This is a genomic window from Flavobacterium fryxellicola, from assembly GCF_900143245.1.
Classification (GTDB): Bacteria; Bacteroidota; Bacteroidia; order Flavobacteriales; family Flavobacteriaceae; genus Flavobacterium; species Flavobacterium fryxellicola.
The window spans coordinates 24,548-44,005 of the sequence record NZ_FRDK01000005.1; the positions used below are offsets into that span (position 1 = coordinate 24,548).

The 19,458-nt window shown below is 35.5% G+C and carries 9 protein-coding genes; 2 read left to right on the forward strand and 7 right to left on the reverse strand.

What is annotated here, in order from left to right:
• Positions 1-93: 93 nt before the first annotated feature.
• From BUA03_RS09070 to BUA03_RS09080, 3 genes are all read right to left on the reverse strand, one after another.
• A complete protein-coding gene (locus tag BUA03_RS09070; protein ID WP_066082376.1) occupies positions 94-2,865 on the reverse strand; it encodes a bifunctional aconitate hydratase 2/2-methylisocitrate dehydratase in 2,772 nt (923 codons plus the stop codon).
• Positions 2,866-3,197: 332 nt separating this feature from the next.
• Positions 3,198-4,151: an AAA family ATPase gene (locus tag BUA03_RS09075; protein ID WP_066082275.1), complete on the reverse strand. Its 954-nt coding sequence runs from the start codon at positions 4,149-4,151 to the stop codon at positions 3,198-3,200.
• 118 nt (positions 4,152-4,269) lie between these two features.
• Positions 4,270-5,700, reverse strand: coding sequence for a peptidylprolyl isomerase (locus tag BUA03_RS09080; RefSeq protein WP_066082276.1), 1,431 nt, complete (start codon positions 5,698-5,700; stop codon positions 4,270-4,272).
• A gap of 779 nt (positions 5,701-6,479) precedes the next feature.
• Between BUA03_RS09080 and BUA03_RS09085 the strand changes: the two genes are divergently transcribed.
• Together BUA03_RS09085 and BUA03_RS09090 are read left to right on the forward strand one after the other, a co-directional pair.
• Entirely contained in the window at positions 6,480-7,922 is a 1,443-nt protein-coding gene (locus tag BUA03_RS09085; RefSeq protein WP_066082278.1) for an alpha-amylase, read from the forward strand.
• A 101-nt stretch (positions 7,923-8,023) separates the two neighbouring features.
• A complete protein-coding gene (locus BUA03_RS09090) occupies positions 8,024-9,613 on the forward strand; it encodes a peptide chain release factor 3 (RefSeq protein WP_066082280.1) in 1,590 nt (529 codons plus the stop codon).
• Between the two features lie 199 nt (positions 9,614-9,812).
• Here the strand turns inward: BUA03_RS09090 and BUA03_RS09095 are convergent, their stop codons facing one another.
• From BUA03_RS09095 to rpoB, 4 genes are all read right to left on the reverse strand, one after another.
• Positions 9,813-10,172, reverse strand: a complete 360-nt coding sequence (locus BUA03_RS09095; protein WP_066082281.1) for a hypothetical protein — start codon at positions 10,170-10,172, stop codon at positions 9,813-9,815.
• A 490-nt stretch (positions 10,173-10,662) separates the two neighbouring features.
• Complete coding sequence (locus BUA03_RS09100) at positions 10,663-10,974, reverse strand: DUF3467 domain-containing protein (protein WP_066082283.1); 312 nt, start codon at positions 10,972-10,974, stop codon at positions 10,663-10,665.
• 3 nt (positions 10,975-10,977) lie between these two features.
• Positions 10,978-15,291, reverse strand: coding sequence for a DNA-directed RNA polymerase subunit beta' (gene rpoC, locus BUA03_RS09105; RefSeq protein WP_066082285.1), 4,314 nt, complete (start codon positions 15,289-15,291; stop codon positions 10,978-10,980).
• Positions 15,292-15,532: 241 nt separating this feature from the next.
• Entirely contained in the window at positions 15,533-19,345 is a 3,813-nt protein-coding gene (rpoB, locus tag BUA03_RS09110) for a DNA-directed RNA polymerase subunit beta (RefSeq protein ID WP_066082287.1), read from the reverse strand.
• Between the last annotated feature and the right edge of the window lie 113 nt (positions 19,346-19,458).

The window sequence follows — 19,458 nt, forward strand, 5'->3', positions numbered from 1 at the left end:
AAGATACAAAAAATAGAGAAGCTATACCCATAAAAAAAGCCTAAGTCTTTGTGCAGACCTAGGCTTTTTGATATAATTAACAAATATGCGTTGTTATTTTACTAATAATTTATGAGATGGTGCAAACTGAGTTAAATTGATCCCTTTCACCGCTGCTTTATATTCTTCCATAGTTGGAGTTCTACCTAATATTGTAGACAATACAACAACAGGTGTTGATGAAAGCAAAGATTCTCCTTTTTTACCTTCTGTATCCTCAACAACCCTTCCTTGGAAAAGGCGCGTAGATGTTGCCATAACTGTATCTCCTTTGGCTGCTTTTTCTTGGTTACCCATGCATAAATTACACCCTGGACGCTCTAAATACAAAATATTTTCATATCCAGTACGAGCAACGCCTTTAGGAGCAGTATCATCAAATTCGAATCCAGAATATTTTTGTAAAACTTCCCAGTCTCCTTCTGCTTTAAGTTCGTCTACAATATTGTACGTAGGTGGCGCTACTACAAGTGGCGCTTTGAACTCCACTTTTCCATATTGCTCGTCGATGTTTTTTAGCATTTGAGACAGAATCTTCAAATCGCCTTTGTGTACCATACAAGAACCTACAAAACCAAGATCTACTTTTTTCACTCCGCCATAAAAAGAAAGAGGTCTAATGGTATCGTGTGTGTAACGCTTAGAAATATCGGCGTTATTCACGTCTGGATCGGCAATCATTGGTTCTACAACGATATCTAAATCAATAACAACTTCCGCATAATATTTTGCATTAGCATCTGGAGTCAAAGCTGGTTTCTCCCCTGATTGAATAGCTGCAATTCTATTATTAGCGATAGCAATCAATCCTTTCAGCACTTGCTTTTCGTTGTCCATTCCTTTATCAATCATGATCTGGATTCTTCTCTTGGCGATCTCTAATGATTCAATCAAAGTGTCGTCCTCAGAAATACAAATAGAAGCTTTCGCTTTCATCTCAGCGGTCCAATCTGTAAAGGTAAAAGCCTGATCAGCTGTGAGTGTACCTAAATGAACCTCAATAATGCGTCCTTGAAATACATTTTCACCCCCAAATTGCTTTAACATTTGAGACTGCGTAGCATGAACCACGTCACGGAAATCCATGTAATTTTTCATGTCGCCTTTGAAGGTGACTTTTACTGATTCTGGAATTGGCATAGACGCCTCTCCAGTAGCCAAAGCAAGTGCAACGGTCCCTGAATCAGCACCAAAAGCAACTCCTTTTGACATTCTGGTGTGCGAGTCACCACCAATAATGATTGCCCATTCATCAACAGTAATATCATTTAAAACTTTGTGAATTACATCCGTCATAGCGTGGTAAATGCCTTTAGGATCACGAGCAGTGATTAAACCAAAATCATTCATAAACTGCATCAGTCTTGGGATGTTTGCCTTCGATTTATTATCCCAAACCGATGCCGTATGACAACCCGATTGGTACGCTCCATCGACAATTGGCGAAATCACAGTAGCAGCCATCGACTCTAATTCTTGAGAAGTCATTAAACCAGTCGTATCTTGTGAACCAACAATGTTTACGGTAACGCGAACATCAGATCCAGCGTGCAACACTTTCCCTGGCGTTGAACCAACAGCATTTTTATTAAATATTTTTTCAACGGCTGTAAGACCTTGTCCATCGATCGAAACTTCTTTGGATGGAGCAAAAACGGGAACAATCGCAATTCCTAAAGTCTTAGAAGCAAACGTTTGTAATTTTTTACCAAAAACAATCGCGTAAGACCCTCCAGCTTTGATAAATTCCATTTTCTGAGGAGTAAAGGCCTTAGAAATATCGATCAACTCTGTATCGCCGTTATATAATTTCTTTGTTTTCGTATTGATGGTGAGCACCGTTCCAGTAGCCACAGAATAAGCTTCTTCTAAAACGACATCACCACTTTCATTGCGAATTGGATTACCATTTTCATCTAATTTCTTTACCCAGTTTTTAAGGTCAAGACCAATACCACCGGTCACATCAACAGTAGTTAAGAAAATTGGAGAAATTCCGTTTGTGCCTGCTACAATTGGTGCACTATTTATAAATGGAACGTAAGGACTTGCTTTTTTACCAGTCCAAAGCGCCACATTGTTCACACCTGACATTCTTGAGGAACCCACACCCATTGTTCCTTTCTCAGCAATCAACATCACACTTTTATCAGGATGTTGCGCTTGTAAGGCCTGAATTTCATCCTGAGCTGCAGGGGAAATCAAACATTTACCATGAAGCTCACGATCAGATCTGGAATGCGCTTGGTTTCCTGGCGACAATAAATCAGTTGAAATATCTCCTTCACCGGCAATGTAAGTAACTACTTTTATTTCTGCTACTACTTCAGGAAGCTTCGTAAAAAACTCCGCTTTAGCATAGCTTTCTAAAATTTCTTTAGCAACTTTGTTACCACTTTTGAATGCCAATTCTAAGCGATTGGTATCCGCTTCATAAAGGAAAAATTGTGTTTTAAGAACCTCTGCTGCTTCCTTTGCAATAGCAACATTTGTATCTAAAGCTAGGTCAAGTAACACCTTTATCGAAGGACCGCCTTTCATGTGAGACAATAGTTCAAACGCAAAAACAGGAGTAATTTCTTTTATATCGTATATGCCAAGAATAATCTCCTTTAAAAAAGCAGCTTTTCTACCAGCAGCAGGAGTAGTTCCAGGAACTGTATTGTAAATAAAGAATGAAAGAGAGTCTTCGCGATTTGCGTTATCTAAATCTTTAATTTGTGTAATGATTTCGCCTAATAATTCAGCTCCATCAATTGGCTTTGGGTGAAGTCCCTGCCCTTTTCTTTCTTCGATTTCCTTTAGATAATCGTTATAAATGTTCATAATACAATTGTTTTCAATGTTAAAGGCTGCTTTTTTTGATCCTCTCAAAATTAAAAGCCATAATATCTTGTTCTTTATTTATGACGCAAATTTAGCTCTTTAAGATGAAATTTAAAAAAATTTAATGAACGCCATGTTTTCAAATGATATTATTACCTAATACTGATTTTTACTGTTTAAAAATGATAAAATTTAAAAAATTTAACACAAAATTGATTAATCCATAACTAATCAATTGCATTCGTATCGTTTCTGAAACACAAATAATAGGATAAGTAAGAAAACGTTGTAGTTCAAACAAAAAATCAAGCTCAAAACAACAAACAAAGCATTTAAAACAACTTTGTAATTATCATTTCTTCGGTGATGCCTTCAGCATCTGCTTTGTAATTTTTAATGATACGATGGCGCAAAATACCAATCGCAACTGCTTTTACATCTTCGATATCTGGAGAGAATTTTCCGTTGAAAGCAGCATTGGCTTTTGCAGCCAAAATTAAATTTTGTGAAGCTCGTGGTCCCGCTCCCCAGTCTAAATAATTTTTCACAAATTCAGTAGACAATGGATTATCAGGTCTGGTTTTACTCACTAATGTCACGGCATACTCAATCACATTATCTGCGACAGGGATTCTGCGAATTAAATCTTGAAAATCAATAATTTGTTGTGCCGTAAATAATGGATTTATGGTATTCTTCATGTTGGAAGTCGTACGCTTTACGACCTGAACTTCCTCTTCAAAAGAGGGATATTCTAGTTTTATGGCAAACATGAAGCGGTCTAATTGTGCTTCAGGTAAAGGATAGGTTCCCTCTTGCTCTATTGGATTTTGGGTTGCCAAAACAAAATAGGGCAAATTTAACTTGTAATTTTCACCCGCAATAGTAACGGAACGTTCCTGCATGGCCTCCAACAAAGCAGCCTGAGTTTTTGGTGGTGTCCTATTGATCTCATCGGCTAACACGATATTAGAAAAAATAGGTCCTTTTATAAATTTAAAATGCCGGTTTTCATCTAATATTTCACTTCCTAGGATATCCGAAGGCATTAAATCAGGAGTAAACTGAATTCTTTTAAAATCAAGACCCAGTGCTTGCGCAAGCGTATTTACCATCAAGGTTTTTGCTAATCCGGGAACTCCTACCAATAAGGCGTGACCACCAGAAAAAATACAAAGTAAAATTTGATCTACCACAGCATCTTGCCCAACAATAATTTTTGCTATTTCGCTTTTTAACTCTTGTCTTTTTTGAACTAAGTTCTGTATTGCTGCTACGTCTGACATTTATAGGTATTTAAAATTAAAAAAGAGTTAGCGTTATGAGATCATAAAACTAACTCTTTTTATTTATTAAAAGAAAAAATTTTTAGCACTAAACGCACCTAAACTTTGAAAAATAGTACTATTTCTTAAGCCAATTATTTGCAAAATCACAGTCTCGATATTCTCCAATGATTTTGATATAGGTTTCTTTTATTTTTTCATTAAACCATTTCCCTATAGCCGTAATCTGCTTATTTTTTAAAGCTAACTCTTTAATTTTTATATAATCCTTAGCATAATCAGCGGTATGTTCATCAATTCTATTGGTGATAGTGATTAACTTGAATTTCTTCTTTCCCTCTTCTCCTTGGTCTAATATAGGAGCGGAAACTTGATTAGCTTTCAAATTAGAGACTTGGCTGTAAAAAGCAGGGTCCATTTTTGTCAATTCAAAACGAGTGTCTTGCGTTTGTGGATTAATCAATGCTCCTCCATTAGCTCTTGTTTCTTTCTCGTCAGATAGTGTTCTGGCTGCTTCCGCAAAAGTAATTTCTTTGTCTTCGATTCTTTTCTTGATCAAAGTGATTTTTTCTTTTGCTTCTGTCAAAGCTGCTTCGGTCACAGTTGGCGCTAGCAATATATGACGTAATTCTACTTCTTGCCCTTTTATCTTTTCTACATAAATAATATGATACCCAAAATCTGTTTCAAAAGGAGCTGATATTTCCCCTTCCGCTAAACTAAAAGCAACCTCCTTAAATTCTTTGACAAAAGGAGTTTTGCGATTCATTTTATAAAACCCTCCATTAGCTCTGGAACCGGGATCTTGTGAATACAAGACTGCTTTAGTTGAAAAACTAGACCCTTCTTCTATTTCTTTTTTGAAATCATTTAGTCGATCAATAACTTTTTGTTTATCGGCTGCCGAAACTTTCGGTGTAACAACAATTTGAGCTACCTCTAATTCTACGCCAAAAGTTGGCAAATCGGTTTTAGGAATAGTTTTGAAATAATTACGTACTTCTTCTGGAGTAATTTGAACTGCTTCAACTATCTTATTTCGCATTTCAGAGGTCAACTTCCCCTCTTTTAAAATATCAGAAAAATAAGTTCTAAATTCCTCCTCAGAATCCTTTTTATAATATTGAACTACTTTTTCTAAAGAACCAATTTTTTCAATCATATAATTCAATCGGTCTTCCATCATCCCTTTTACTTCTGAATCTGTTACTACGATACTATCTTGGATTGCTTGATGCGCATACAATTTATCCTCTAATAATTTTCCTAGCATTTGACATCTTGAAATATCACTTACAGAACCTCCTTGAGTAGAAATTTCAAGAAAGGACTTATCAATATCTGAATCTAAAATAATATAGTCTCCCACCGTTGCTATTACCCCGTCAATTTTAAGTTTTCCAGTCGATTTTATCTTTTTAACAGGAGCGATAACGGAGTCCTTAATAATTTCCTGAGCACTTGTTATGACACTTGTAAAAAGCAAAAGAAAAAAAGTCAGTGCAATTCTATTATTAATAGATTTCATTTGTATTTTATTTATTGGCATTATTATAATTTATATTAAATGTAAAACATCCTGATTGTGTTGTTTTTAAATCCAACTATAAAAGCCAGAATAATTTTGGCAAATATACACTTTAAGAATCAAGTATTGAACTGCTTTACATAATACAATTCCGTAGCTTTCCTCAAATTTAAAACGAACAAAAATAGCAATTCAATTAGATAATACAAGTTTCCTAACTAGTATTAACAAAATATTATAAAGACATTTTATAATTAGCTTAATAAGCTACTACACTAGAAATAATCTGACTGTTATGAGTCAATACAGCTTCTACTTTCTAAAATCTCACCTTAATCATTTACTCAAAATTTTCCTTTGCCCTGTATTTGTCGTTTCAAAATTAAAAACTGCTACTTCATATCGTTTCAATACTAATGACTATTAACAAAAATCTCACTGAAATTTAATGATTTCACCGCAAAACGCAAACTACATTTTCTTACAATTCTCATTTTAAAAGCCCTAAATAAAAAGTTCTCAACACTACAACGTTTTCGTTTCGAATAAAAAAAACACTGACGCATCTCGTGTGAGAAATTGCATAAATTAGCTAAAACATATTAATTTGATAGAAAAAAAGATATAAAAATAAAGTAATACTACTTTTTATCGCCCTCTATTTCAGAATTCACAAAAAGGTACAGATTTGAAATTCCGAAACAACCTTCAAATAAAAATCTAAAACAAGAATTCATTTCTAAATCTGCTTTTAAAAACGTTTACCCAAATCTCTTAACTAACCCCAAATTACTCTTTTTATGAACAAACAAAATTTTAAAAAGTACTTACTGGCCGCATTATTGGTTGGCTTGTCTTCGTGTAATTCAAGTGATGATTTCACAAACGATGTTACTGCTGCTGCGAAACAATTTAAAGTTATCGACGTCACCCATCATGATGGTCATCCTTTCAGCACCGGAAAAGCATCCAATACTACAAACGGAAAATACCTTGCAAATCCAGGCGGAGGTGTTATGATGCAAGCTTTCTACTGGGATGTACCTGCCGGCGGTACTTGGTGGAATACGGTAAACACTAAAATAACGGCGTGGTCAAATGCGGGTATTGGATCCGTTTGGCTTCCACCCGTTTCAAAGGCTCAAAACGGACCTTTTTCTATGGGATATGATCCTACTGATTATTTCGATTTTGGAAATTACAATCAAAATGGCACGGTAGAAACTCGATTTGGTTCTCGTACCGAACTAGAAAGTTTAATCACGAAAGTACATAGTGAAAACATGCAAGTATATGCTGACATGGTACTGAATCACAATAGCGGGGGACAATTAGAGAACAATCCTTTCACAGGAACTCAAACGTACACCAATTTTGCCGGGGTGGCTTCTGGAAAATTCCCAAGAACTAGTGCTGATTTTTATAAAAATTCTTACGGAAACAATGATGAAGGCGCTTTTGGTGGCTTTCCAGATTTAGCCCATGTGGCACCAAACGTACAAGACTGGCTTTGGAAAAGAGCAGATGGCGTAGGAAAGTATTACAAGAACACGATGAAATTTGATGGCTGGAGATTTGATTACGTGAAAGGTTTTGGTCCTTGGGTTGTCAAAGATTGGAATGCTAATGTTGGTGGATTCTCTGTTGGAGAATATTGGGATGCAAATGTAAATACTTTAGAGTGGTGGGCAAACAATGCCAATAGCTCCGTATTTGATTTTGCATGCTACTATAAAATGAACGATGCTTTTGATGGAAATAACTTGAACATCCTCAACGATGACATGATGTGGAAAAGAAACCCTTATAAGGCAGTAACGTTCGTCTCGAACCATGATACTGATGAGATTTGGAAAAAAGAGCTCGCCTATGCTTACATTTTAACACATGAAGGATATCCAACAATTTTCTACAGAGATTATGAAGAATGGATCAACAAAACCAAAATGAACAATTTAATTTGGATTCACAACCAAAAAGCAACTGGAACAACCTCCATTTTATATACAGATACTGATGAATACATCGCTAGAAGAAATGGATATAATGGAAATCCCGGATTAGTGGTCTATATAAATAACTCTTCCACTTGGCAAGAAAGATGGATCCAGACTAACTGGGCTAATGCTAAAATAAAAGATTTTACTGGAAATTCTGCATGGATACCAACTACTCAGGCTGACAAATGGGTCAAAATACAATGCCCACCAAATGGGTATTCGGTTTGGTCCATTAACATGTAAACTTAAAAAAAATGTAAAAAAAATGAGGCTGTTCTAAAAGACAGTCTCATTTTTTTTATTCACACTTATAAATAGTACTTTTGCAGACTATTTATACAAATATGGGCTTTTTAGAAGAAATACAACGCAGAAGAACTTTCGGGATTATATCGCATCCAGATGCAGGTAAAACAACACTGACAGAAAAACTACTCCTTTTTGGGGGAGCCATCCAAGAAGCGGGTGCTGTTAAAAACAATAAAATCAAAAAAGGAGCCACGAGCGATTTCATGGAAATTGAACGCCAAAGAGGAATTTCAGTTTCTACATCGGTTTTGGCATTCAATTATAAAGATAAAAAAATAAACATACTAGATACTCCGGGGCATAAAGATTTTGCAGAAGATACTTTTAGAACTTTAACGGCAGTGGATAGTGTGATTGTGGTAATTGACGTAGCCAAAGGTGTTGAGGAACAAACAGAGAAATTAGTAGCGGTTTGTAGAATGCGAAAAATACCAATTATCGTTTTCATTAACAAATTAGACCGAGAAGGGAAAGATGCTTTTGATCTAATGGATGAAGTGGAACAAAAACTGGGTTTAACCGTAACCCCTCTGAGTTTCCCAATAGGAATGGGATATGACTTCCAAGGAATATACAATTTATGGGAGCAGAATATCAATCTGTTTAGTGGAGACAACCGGAAAAACATTGAAGAAACTATCGCTTTTTCGGATGTACAAAATCCAGAATTGGAAAAAATTATTGGGCAAAAACCTGCCGATACTTTGCGAGAAGAATTAGAATTAATAGATGAAGTGTATCCAAAATTTAATCGTCAAGATTATTTAGATGGAAAATTACAACCAGTCTTTTTTGGTTCGGCATTAAATAATTTTGGAGTACGGGAATTACTAGACTGTTTTATCCAAATTGCCCCATCTCCAAGACCAAAAGATTCAGAAACGCGACTTGTAGATCCAAAAGAAGAGAAAATGACTGGTTTTGTTTTTAAAATCCATGCCAATATGGATCCTAAACACAGAGACCGATTAGCCTTTATAAAAATTGTTTCAGGTACTTTTGAACGAAATAAACCGTATTATCACGTTCGTCAAAAAAAGAACTTAAAATTCTCCAGTCCAAATGCATTTTTTGCTGAAAAAAAGGAAATCGTTGATATTTCCTATCCGGGTGATATTGTAGGTTTACACGATACCGGGAATTTCAAAATTGGAGATACTTTAACAGAAGGGGAAATCATGAGTTTCAAAGGGATTCCAAGTTTCTCTCCAGAGCATTTTAGATACATCAATAATGCGGATCCTATGAAAGCCAAACAACTCGATAAAGGAATTGATCAGTTAATGGATGAAGGTGTTGCGCAATTATTTACACTCGAAATGAATAACAGGAAGATCATTGGAACAGTAGGAGCACTACAGTACGAAGTAATTCAATACCGTCTAGAACATGAATATGGTGCTAAATGTACCTATGAAAATTTCCCAGTACACAAAGCCTGTTGGGTAAAGCCAAATGATATAAAAAGTGATGAGTTTAAAGAATTCAGACGAATCAAGCAAAAATTTCTAGCACATGACAAGTACGGACAATTAGTATTTCTAGCCGATTCAGACTTTACAATTCAGATGACCCAAAATAAATATCCAAATGTTAAGTTGTTCTTTACTTCTGAATTTGAATAATTATTTACGATTATGCAATTGCGTTTCATCTTATTAGTACCTTCTTTATTCTATATAGTAAAAAAACAGCGTTGACAGAGACAGAACGTCATCACAGAAAAGTTCCTGCTAAGAAAAAATGCTGAAATTGAATAAATAAAAAAAACGCTAATTAATCAATTAGCGTTTTTTTTATATCTATTTTGGTAATGATTTTAAGTTAGGCAACCATACTCTCCAAGTTCACCGCTTTCTTTAAAAAAGCTTTAATCAATAGGCGATTTGGTGCTACGCCAGAGGTAATTACCTGCTTTTTTGTGTTGCTACCTTCAGTAGAAATGGCACTATTTGGATCTTGTTTCGAACCCATAAACCACAAGACAAAATTCATACTGCTAGAAGAAGATCCTGCTGAAACACTTTCTTTTTTCACAGTAACACTAACTTCAATTGTATTCAAATCTGCAACATTATTTACAGTTTGTGCCACAACATTTGTGTTTGAAATTAGAATAAAAGCAAATAGAATAAGGCCATTAACCATGGTTTTTTTATTTGCTCTTAAAGGAAAATAGTTCATAACAATTCGATTTATATAATAGACGCGTTTTGCATTTTTATTTCAAATGCGAAAGTATACCATTTAAAACCGCCTCGAAAATATTTTCGATGAAGCACCATTATAATCGTTTAAAGCACAAACTTGTTGTTTAAAGCCACTATTTAATATGCACTTACCACTGAATTATGATGTTCTTGATGGCAAGCCATCATACTAGGAGCGAATTCATTTGAAATTCTTAAACCAATATTTCGACCAAAAAAGTACACGCTACAGTTTGAAGTGGAATCATAACAAATATAAATAGCCTAAAAATGTAGTCGTATAGATTGACTACCGATCCTAAAATCGATTTTACAAAAAAACCAAATGCGAAGTAGAAAAGAATAAAACTGAAGATTTCATTCGTCATAAGCAGCGTTTTACCTTTGTAAAATAACAATGCTATCCTTAGAAATAGGGTGTAAATAAAAAAGGCTTCCGTTGTGACGGAAGCCTTTTAAATAACTTATGCTTGTCCCGCAGGACCAAAATTAAGCGGTATTGGTGTTTGTTCAGTATCTTTAATTTCGCCATGAGCGACTTCAAAACGGTGAATGTTTTCCCCAATTGCTTTTAATAATCTTTTAGCATGCTGCGGCGTCAAGACAATTCTTGATTTCACCTTAGCTTTTGGTATACCTGGCATGATACTTACAAAATCTAAAACAAACTCGGATGAGGAGTGATTTATTATTGCTAAATTAGAATAAATTCCTTCAGCAATTTTTTCGTCTAACTCAATGTTAATTTGCTCTTGTTGTTGATTAGAATTACTCATACCTTAATAAATATATTCCTCTTTGTTAGCCATCATATCATTGTAATCCTCTTTTGAACCTACAATCGTATTGTCATATTCTCTCATACCCGTTCCGGCAGGGATTCTATGTCCTACAATTACATTTTCTTTCAATCCTTCTAAGTAATCGATTTTACCTGCAACCGCAGCTTCATTCAATACTTTAGTCGTTTCTTGGAACGATGCAGCAGAGATAAATGATTTTGTTTGAAGTGATGCTCTTGTTATACCTTGTAAAACTGGTGTTGCTGTTGCAGTTACAACATCACGAGCTACAACAAGATTTTTATCTGTACGTTTCAATAGAGAGTTTTCATCACGCAACTCACGAGGCGTAATAATTTGACCTTCTTTAAGCGCACTAGAATCTCCAGCATCTTCAACAACTTTCATACCGTATAATTTATCGTTTTGAACGATAAAATCTTTAGTATGAATTAATTGATCTTCTAAGAATAAAGTATCACCTGGATCTTGAACTCTTACTTTACGCATCATTTGACGTATGACTACTTCAAAGTGTTTGTCGTTAATTTTCACTCCTTGTAAACGGTATACTTCTTGAATTTCATTTACCAAATACTGTTGAACAGCCGCTGGTCCTTGAATTCTCAAAATATCATCTGGGGTAATAGCACCATCAGACAAAGGTACACCTGCTCTAACGAAGTCATTTTCTTGAACTAGAATTTGGCTTGATAACTTAACCAAGTATTTTCTAATGTCTCCAAATTTAGATTCGATAACAACTTCACGATTCCCTCTTTTGATTTTTCCAAAAGAAACGACACCGTCAATCTCAGAAACTACAGCTGGATTAGAAGGATTACGAGCTTCTAATAACTCTGTAATTCTAGGTAAACCTCCTGTAATATCTCCAGATTTAGAAGAACGACGCGGAATTTTAACCAATACTTTACCTGCTTTAATTTTCTCCCCGTTTTCAACCATCAAGTGGGCTCCAACTGGTAAGTTATAAGAACGAATCAATTCATTGTCTTTACCGTAAACCAATAAAGTTGGAATTAATTTCTTAGCTCTCGATTCAGAAATTACTTTTTCTTGGAAACCCGTTTGCTCATCAATTTCAACCATGAATGATTGACCTTGCTCTAACTCTTCGTAAGCAATTTTACCAGTGAATTCAGAAACAATAACTCCATTGTATGGATCCCATTTACAAATTACATCTCCTTTAACGACAGACTGACCGTCTTTAACGAAAATACTTGAACCATAAGGAATATTATTGGTACTTAATAAAATACCTGTTCTTTCATCAATTAATTTCAATTCAGTAGAACGAGAAACTACAATATCAACTGCATTTCCTTCACTATCTTCTCCCTTAACAGTTTTTAAATCTTCTATTTCAAGTTTACCATTAAATTTCGTAATGATACTTGACTCTTCAGATATACCACCTGCAACCCCACCAACGTGGAAGGTACGTAATGTTAATTGTGTACCAGGTTCTCCAATAGATTGTGCTGCAATTACACCAACAGCTTCTCCTCTTTGTGTCATTTTTCCAGTAGCTAAATTTCTACCGTAACATTTAGCACAAATTCCTTTCAACGCTTCACAAGTCAATGGAGAACGAACTTCTACTTTCTCGATAGGAGAAGCATCAATTGCTTTCATTATAACTTCTGTAATTTGCTGACCAGAATGAATTAAAATTTCATTGTTTAAAGGATTAATTAAATCTTGTAAAACAACGCGACCTAATATTCTTTCTCCTAATGTTTCAACAATTTCTTCATTTTTCTTCAATGCTGCAACTTCAACACCTCTAAGTGTACCACAATCATCGATATTAACAATAACATCTTGAGATACATCATGCAGTCTTCTTGTTAAATATCCTGCATCCGCCGTTTTCAACGCTGTATCCGCAAGACCTTTACGCGCACCGTGAGTAGAAATAAAGTACTCAAGGATAGAAAGACCTTCTTTAAAGTTAGAAAGAATAGGGTTTTCGATAATTTCACCACCACCGGCAGTAGATTTTTTTGGCTTAGCCATCAAACCACGCATACCAGTTAACTGACGAATTTGTTCTTTGGAACCCCTTGCCCCAGAATCAAGCATCATATACACCGAGTTAAAACCTTGTTGGTCTTCTCTAATGTTTTTCATTGCTAACTCTGTAAGTTGAGCATTCGCTGAAGTCCACACATCAATAACTTGGTTGTAACGTTCGTTATTGGTGATAAGACCCATGTTATAATTAGCAGAGATGCCTTGAACTTGTTCTCTAGCGTCTGCAATTAATTTAGGTTTTTGATCTGGAATTCTAATATCACCAAGAGAGAATGACAATCCACCTTTAAAGGCAAATTTGTATCCCATGTCCTTCATGTTATCCAAAAAAGCTGCAGTAGTAGGTACATCAGTAGCGCTTAAAACATGTCCAATAATATCTCTAAGATTTTTCTTAGTCAATACATCATTGATGTATCCGGCTGCTTCCGGCACTACTTCATTAAACAAGACACGACCAGCAGTCGTTTTAATGATTTGGTAAACCAAATCACCTGCTTCATTGAAATGTTTTGCTCTAATTTTAACAGAAGCATTCAATTCTAATCTACCTTCATTCAAAGCAATATTTACTTCTTCAGCAGAATAAAAAGTGATTCCTTCGCCTAAAATTTTAAGTTCTGGAGTGGACAAACGTTCTTTGGTCATATAATAAAGACCAAGCACCATGTCTTGAGAAGGTACCGTAATAGGAGCTCCATTAGCAGGATTCAGAATATTGTGAGAACCCAACATTAACAATTGTGCTTCCAAAATAGCTTCTGGTCCTAGTGGCAAGTGAACTGCCATTTGATCCCCATCAAAATCCGCATTAAATGCAGTACAAACTAAAGGGTGCAATTGGATTGCTTTTCCTTCAATTAATTTTGGTTGGAATGCTTGGATACCTAATCTGTGCAAAGTAGGAGCACGATTCAGTAATATTGGATGCCCTTTGATTACATTTTCAAGGATATCCCAAACTACAGGCTCTTTCTTATCTATTATTTTCTTAGCTGATTTTACAGTTTTTACAATTCCTCTTTCTATCAATTTACGGATAACAAAAGGTTTGTATAATTCTGCTGCCATATCTTTTGGGATACCACACTCAGATAATTTTAATTCAGGTCCAACAACAATTACCGAACGAGCAGAATAATCCACACGTTTTCCAAGTAAATTTTGACGGAAACGTCCTTGTTTACCTTTAAGGGAATCTGATAACGATTTTAATGGACGGTTTGATTCTGTTTTTACTGCAGATGCTTTACGCGTATTATCGAAAAGTGAATCTACCGATTCTTGCAACATACGTTTTTCGTTTCTCAAGATTACTTCTGGAGCTTTAATCTCCATTAATCTTTTCAAACGGTTGTTCCGTATAATTACACGACGGTATAAATCATTTAAATCTGAAGTTGCAAAACGACCTCCATCAAGCGGCACAAGCGGACGTAATTCTGGTGGAATAACTGGTACCACTTTCATAATCATCCATTCCGGACGATTTTCACGGTTCAAGTTAGACTCCCGGAAAGATTCAACAACTTGTAATCTTTTTAATGCTTCCGTTTTACGTTGTTTAGACGTTTCATTGTTAGCATTATGTCTTAATTGGTAAGACAATTGATCTAAGTCAATTCTAGCTAATAAGTCCATAATACACTCTGCTCCCATTTTGGCAACAAATTTATTTGGATCAAAATCATCAAGATATTGATTGTCTGCAGGAAGCGTGTCAAGGATATTCAAATATTCTTCCTCTGTAAGGAAGTCCAACCTTTGTACTGATTCCCCTTCTGCGTTTTTAGCAATACCTGCTTGGATTACTACGTATCTTTCGTAATAGATAATCATATCTAATTTCTTAGATGGAAGTCCAAGGATGTAACCTATTTTATTTGGAAGAGAACGGAAATACCAGATATGAGCAATTGGCACAACAAGGTTGATGTGACCTACTCTATCTCTACGTACTTTCTTCTCCGTAACTTCAACACCACAACGGTCACAGATAATCCCTTTGTAACGTATTCTTTTATATTTACCGCAAGCACATTCAAAATCTTTTACTGGTCCGAAGATACGTTCGCAAAAAAGACCATCACGCTCTGGTTTGTGCGTTCTGTAGTTAATAGTTTCCGGTTTTAACACTTCACCTCTTGATTCTTTCAAGATAGATTCAGGAGAAGCAAGACCTATTGAGATTTTATTAAACCTTTTTACAGGGTTTTTATCTTTGTTGTTATTATTTCTATTATTCATCATAGCTTTTACTATTGATTTATTTGCAATTAAAAATTGATTTTTGTTTAAACGTTACGGTGTACCGTCTAAACTCCGCGGGTTACTTCTCTAAACTTCAAATTAGAAGTGCTAGTTATAAACATTTGAAATATTTATAAAAAATCGGAACGGTTTACGGGTATAAATCCTGAAAACTAATTAAAAAAGTAAACAGTATTCAGTATTCAGTTTTGAACTGAACACTGACACTGATTACTGAATACTATTCTTCTAAACGAATGTCAAGACCAAGCCCTTTCAATTCATGCATCAATACATTGAATGATTCCGGCAATCCTGGTTCTGGCATAGATTCTCCTTTTACGATGGCTTCGTAAGTTTTGGCTCTACCAATTACATCATCCGACTTCACAGTCAAGATTTCTCTAAGTGTACTTGATGCTCCATAAGCCTCAAGTGCCCAAACTTCCATCTCTCCAAAACGTTGTCCTCCAAATTGAGCTTTACCTCCAAGTGGTTGTTGTGTAATCAACGAGTATGGACCTATAGAACGTGCGTGCATTTTATCGTCAACCATGTGTCCAAGTTTCAACATATAGATAACTCCTACTGTTGCCGCTTGATGGAAACGCTCTCCTGTACCACCATCATATAAATGTGTATGTCCAAAACGTGGTATTCCAGCTTCGTCAGTCAATTCATTAATTTGATCCAAAGTCGCTCCGTCAAAAATTGGTGTAGCAAATTTTCTACCCAAGTTCATTCCAGCCCAACCAAGTACCGTTTCATAAATTTGACCAATGTTCATACGTGAAGGTACACCTAATGGGTTCAACACGATATCAACTGGCGTTCCGTCTTCAAGGAAAGGCATGTCTTCGTGACGAACGATACGAGCAACAATACCTTTGTTACCGTGACGTCCCGCCATTTTATCCCCAACTTTCAGTTTACGTTTTTTGGCAATATATACTTTCGCTAATTTCAAGATTCCTGCTGGCAATTCATCTCCAACAGTAATAGTGAATTTCTCTCTACGTAATGCACCTTGTAAATCGTTCAATTTAATTTTATAGTTATGAATTAAATCATTAACCATTTTATTAGCTGCATCATCTGCAACCCATTGACCTTTACTTAAGTGAGCAAAATCTTCTACAGCATAAAGCATTTTTTGTGTGTATTTTTTACCTTTTGGTAAAACTTCCTCACCCAAATCGTTCATTACCCCTTGAGATGTTTTTCCGTTTACGATCAAGAAAAGTTTCTCCACTAATTTGTCTTTTAATTCAACAAATTTATCTTCAAATTCCATTTCAAGTGCTCCTAAAGCATCCTTGTCTTGCGTACGTTTACGTTTATCTTTCACTGCTCTTGCGAACAATTTTTTGTCTAAAACAACACCATGTAAAGAAGGAGATGCTTTTAATGAAGCATCTTTTACATCACCTGCTTTGTCCCCGAAGATTGCACGAAGCAATTTTTCTTCTGGAGTAGGATCTGATTCTCCTTTTGGAGTAATTTTTCCAATAAGAATGTCACCAGGTTTAACCTCGGCTCCAATTCTAATCATACCATTTTCATCTAAATCTTTAGTAGCTTCTTCAGAAACATTCGGTATATCATTGGTCAATTCTTCGTTACCTAATTTAGTATCCCTAACTTCTAATGAATAATCATCCACGTGAATAGAGGTAAAAATATCGTCACGAACTACTTTTTCAGAAATTACAATCGCATCCTCAAAGTTGTATCCTTTCCATGGCATAAAAGCAACTTTAAGGTTTCTACCTAAAGCTAGTTCCCCATTTTGAGTCGCATATCCTTCTGATAATACTTGTCCAGGTACCACTCTATCCCCTTTTCTTACGATAGGTTTAAGGTTGATACTTGTCCCTTGATTGGTTTTTCTAAATTTAATTAGATTGTATGTTTTTTCATCAGGCTCAAAACTCACCATTCTTTCTTCCTCAGAACGATCGTATTTGATAGTGATAATATTTGCATCTACATATTCAATAACTCCATCTCCTTCAGCATTAATCAATACTCTAGAATCAGAAGCTACTTGACGCTCTAAACCAGTTCCAACAATAGGAGCTTCAGGACGAATTAATGGTACGGCCTGACGCATCATGTTAGATCCCATCAAGGCTCTATTCGCATCATCATGTTCCAAGAAAGGAATCAATGAAGCAGAAATAGAAGCGATTTGATTTGGAGCAACATCCGTGTAATCCACTCTTGCTGGCTCAATTACTGGGAAATCACCTTCTTGACGTGCAATAACGTCTTCGGCAGTAATTTTTCCAGTAGCATCCATTTGAATGTTTGCTTGCGCAATTAACATTCCTTCTTCTTCTTCTGCGCTTAAGTAAACAGGAGTAGACACTAAATCTACAGTTCCATTAGTTACTTTACGGTACGGTGTTTCAATGAAACCCATTCCGTTTACCTTCGCATAAACACCAAGAGATGAAATCAAACCAATGTTTGGTCCCTCAGGAGTTTCAATTGGACATAAGCGTCCGTAATGCGTATAGTGAACGTCACGAACCTCAAATCCTGCTCTCTCTCTCGAAAGTCCACCTGGTCCTAGTGCAGACAATCTTCTCTTGTGCGTAATCTCGGCAAGTGGATTCGTTTGATCCATAAACTGAGACAACTGGTTTGTACCAAAGAAAGAGTTGATAACCGATGATAATGTTTTAGCATTGATCAAATCGATTGGTGTAAACACCTCGTTATCTCTAACGTTCATTCTCTCACGAATAGTTCTCGCCATACGCGCTAAACCAACACCGAATTGTTGAGACAATTGTTCTCCAACTGTTCTAACACGACGGTTTGATAAGTGATCAATATCATCAATCTCTGCTTTAGAGTTGATCAATTCGATCAAATATTTCACGATAGTTATGATATCTTCTTTGGTCAAGACTTGCTTTTCCATTGGAGTATCCAACCCTAATTTTTTATTTATTCTGTAGCGACCTACTTCACCTAAGTTGTAACGTTGGTCAGAGAAGAATAATTTATCTATAATACCACGCGCCGTTTCTTCATCAGGCGGTTCAGCGTTACGCAATTGTCTGTAGATATGTTCAACAGCCTCTTTTTCAGAGTTTGTTGGATCTTTTTGTAGCGTATTATGGATGATGGCATAATCGCCTTGATTAGCATCTTCTTTATGCAACAAAATAGATTTAACGTTAGAATCAATGATTTCTTCCACATTATCTTTATCGATAATTGTATCTCTATCAAGGATTATTTCGTTACGTTCGATAGAAACGACTTCACCAGTGTCTTCATCAACGAAATCTTCATGCCATGTATTCAATACACGAGCCGCTAATTTTCTACCAATATATTTTTTTAGTCCTGTTTTAGAAACTTTAATTTCTTCCGCAAGATCAAAAATCTCAAGGATATCCTTGTCTCTTTCGAATCCAATAGCACGGAATAAAGTAGTTACAGGTAATTTTTTCTTTCTGTCGATATAAGCATACATTACGCTGTTTATATCTGTAGAGAATTCTATCCAAGAACCTTTAAAAGGAATTACTCTGGCAGAATATAATTTTGTTCCATTTGCATGGAATGATTGACCAAAGAAAACACCTGGAGATCGGTGTAATTGAGAAACAACTACACGCTCAGCACCATTAATAACAAAGGTACCGCTTGGCGTCATATAAGGAATTGTACCAAGATAAACATCTTGAACAATCGTTTCAAAATCTTCATGTTCTGGATCTGTACAATATAGTTTTAACCTTGCTTTTAAAGGCACACTATAAGTAAGTCCTCTTTCTATACATTCTTGAATTGTATAACGTGGTGGATCTACAAAATAATCAAGAAATTCTAATACAAAGTTATTTCTTGTATCAGTAATTGGGAAATTTTCCATGAAGGTATTGTAAAGCCCTTCGTCACCTCTTTCGTCAGATTTGGTTTCTAATTGAAAAAAATCTTTAAACGATTTAACCTGAACATCTAGAAAATCTGGATAGTCAGGAATATTTTTTGTGGAGGCAAAATTCAATCTTTCAGTCTGATTTGTTAGCATCAATGGACAAAATTTTGATTAAAAAAGTAATTTTTTGGTGTAAACAATAAATTATTTACCTTAAAATTTTACAACCATTACATCTTTAAAAATCAATTTAAGATAACTACTTT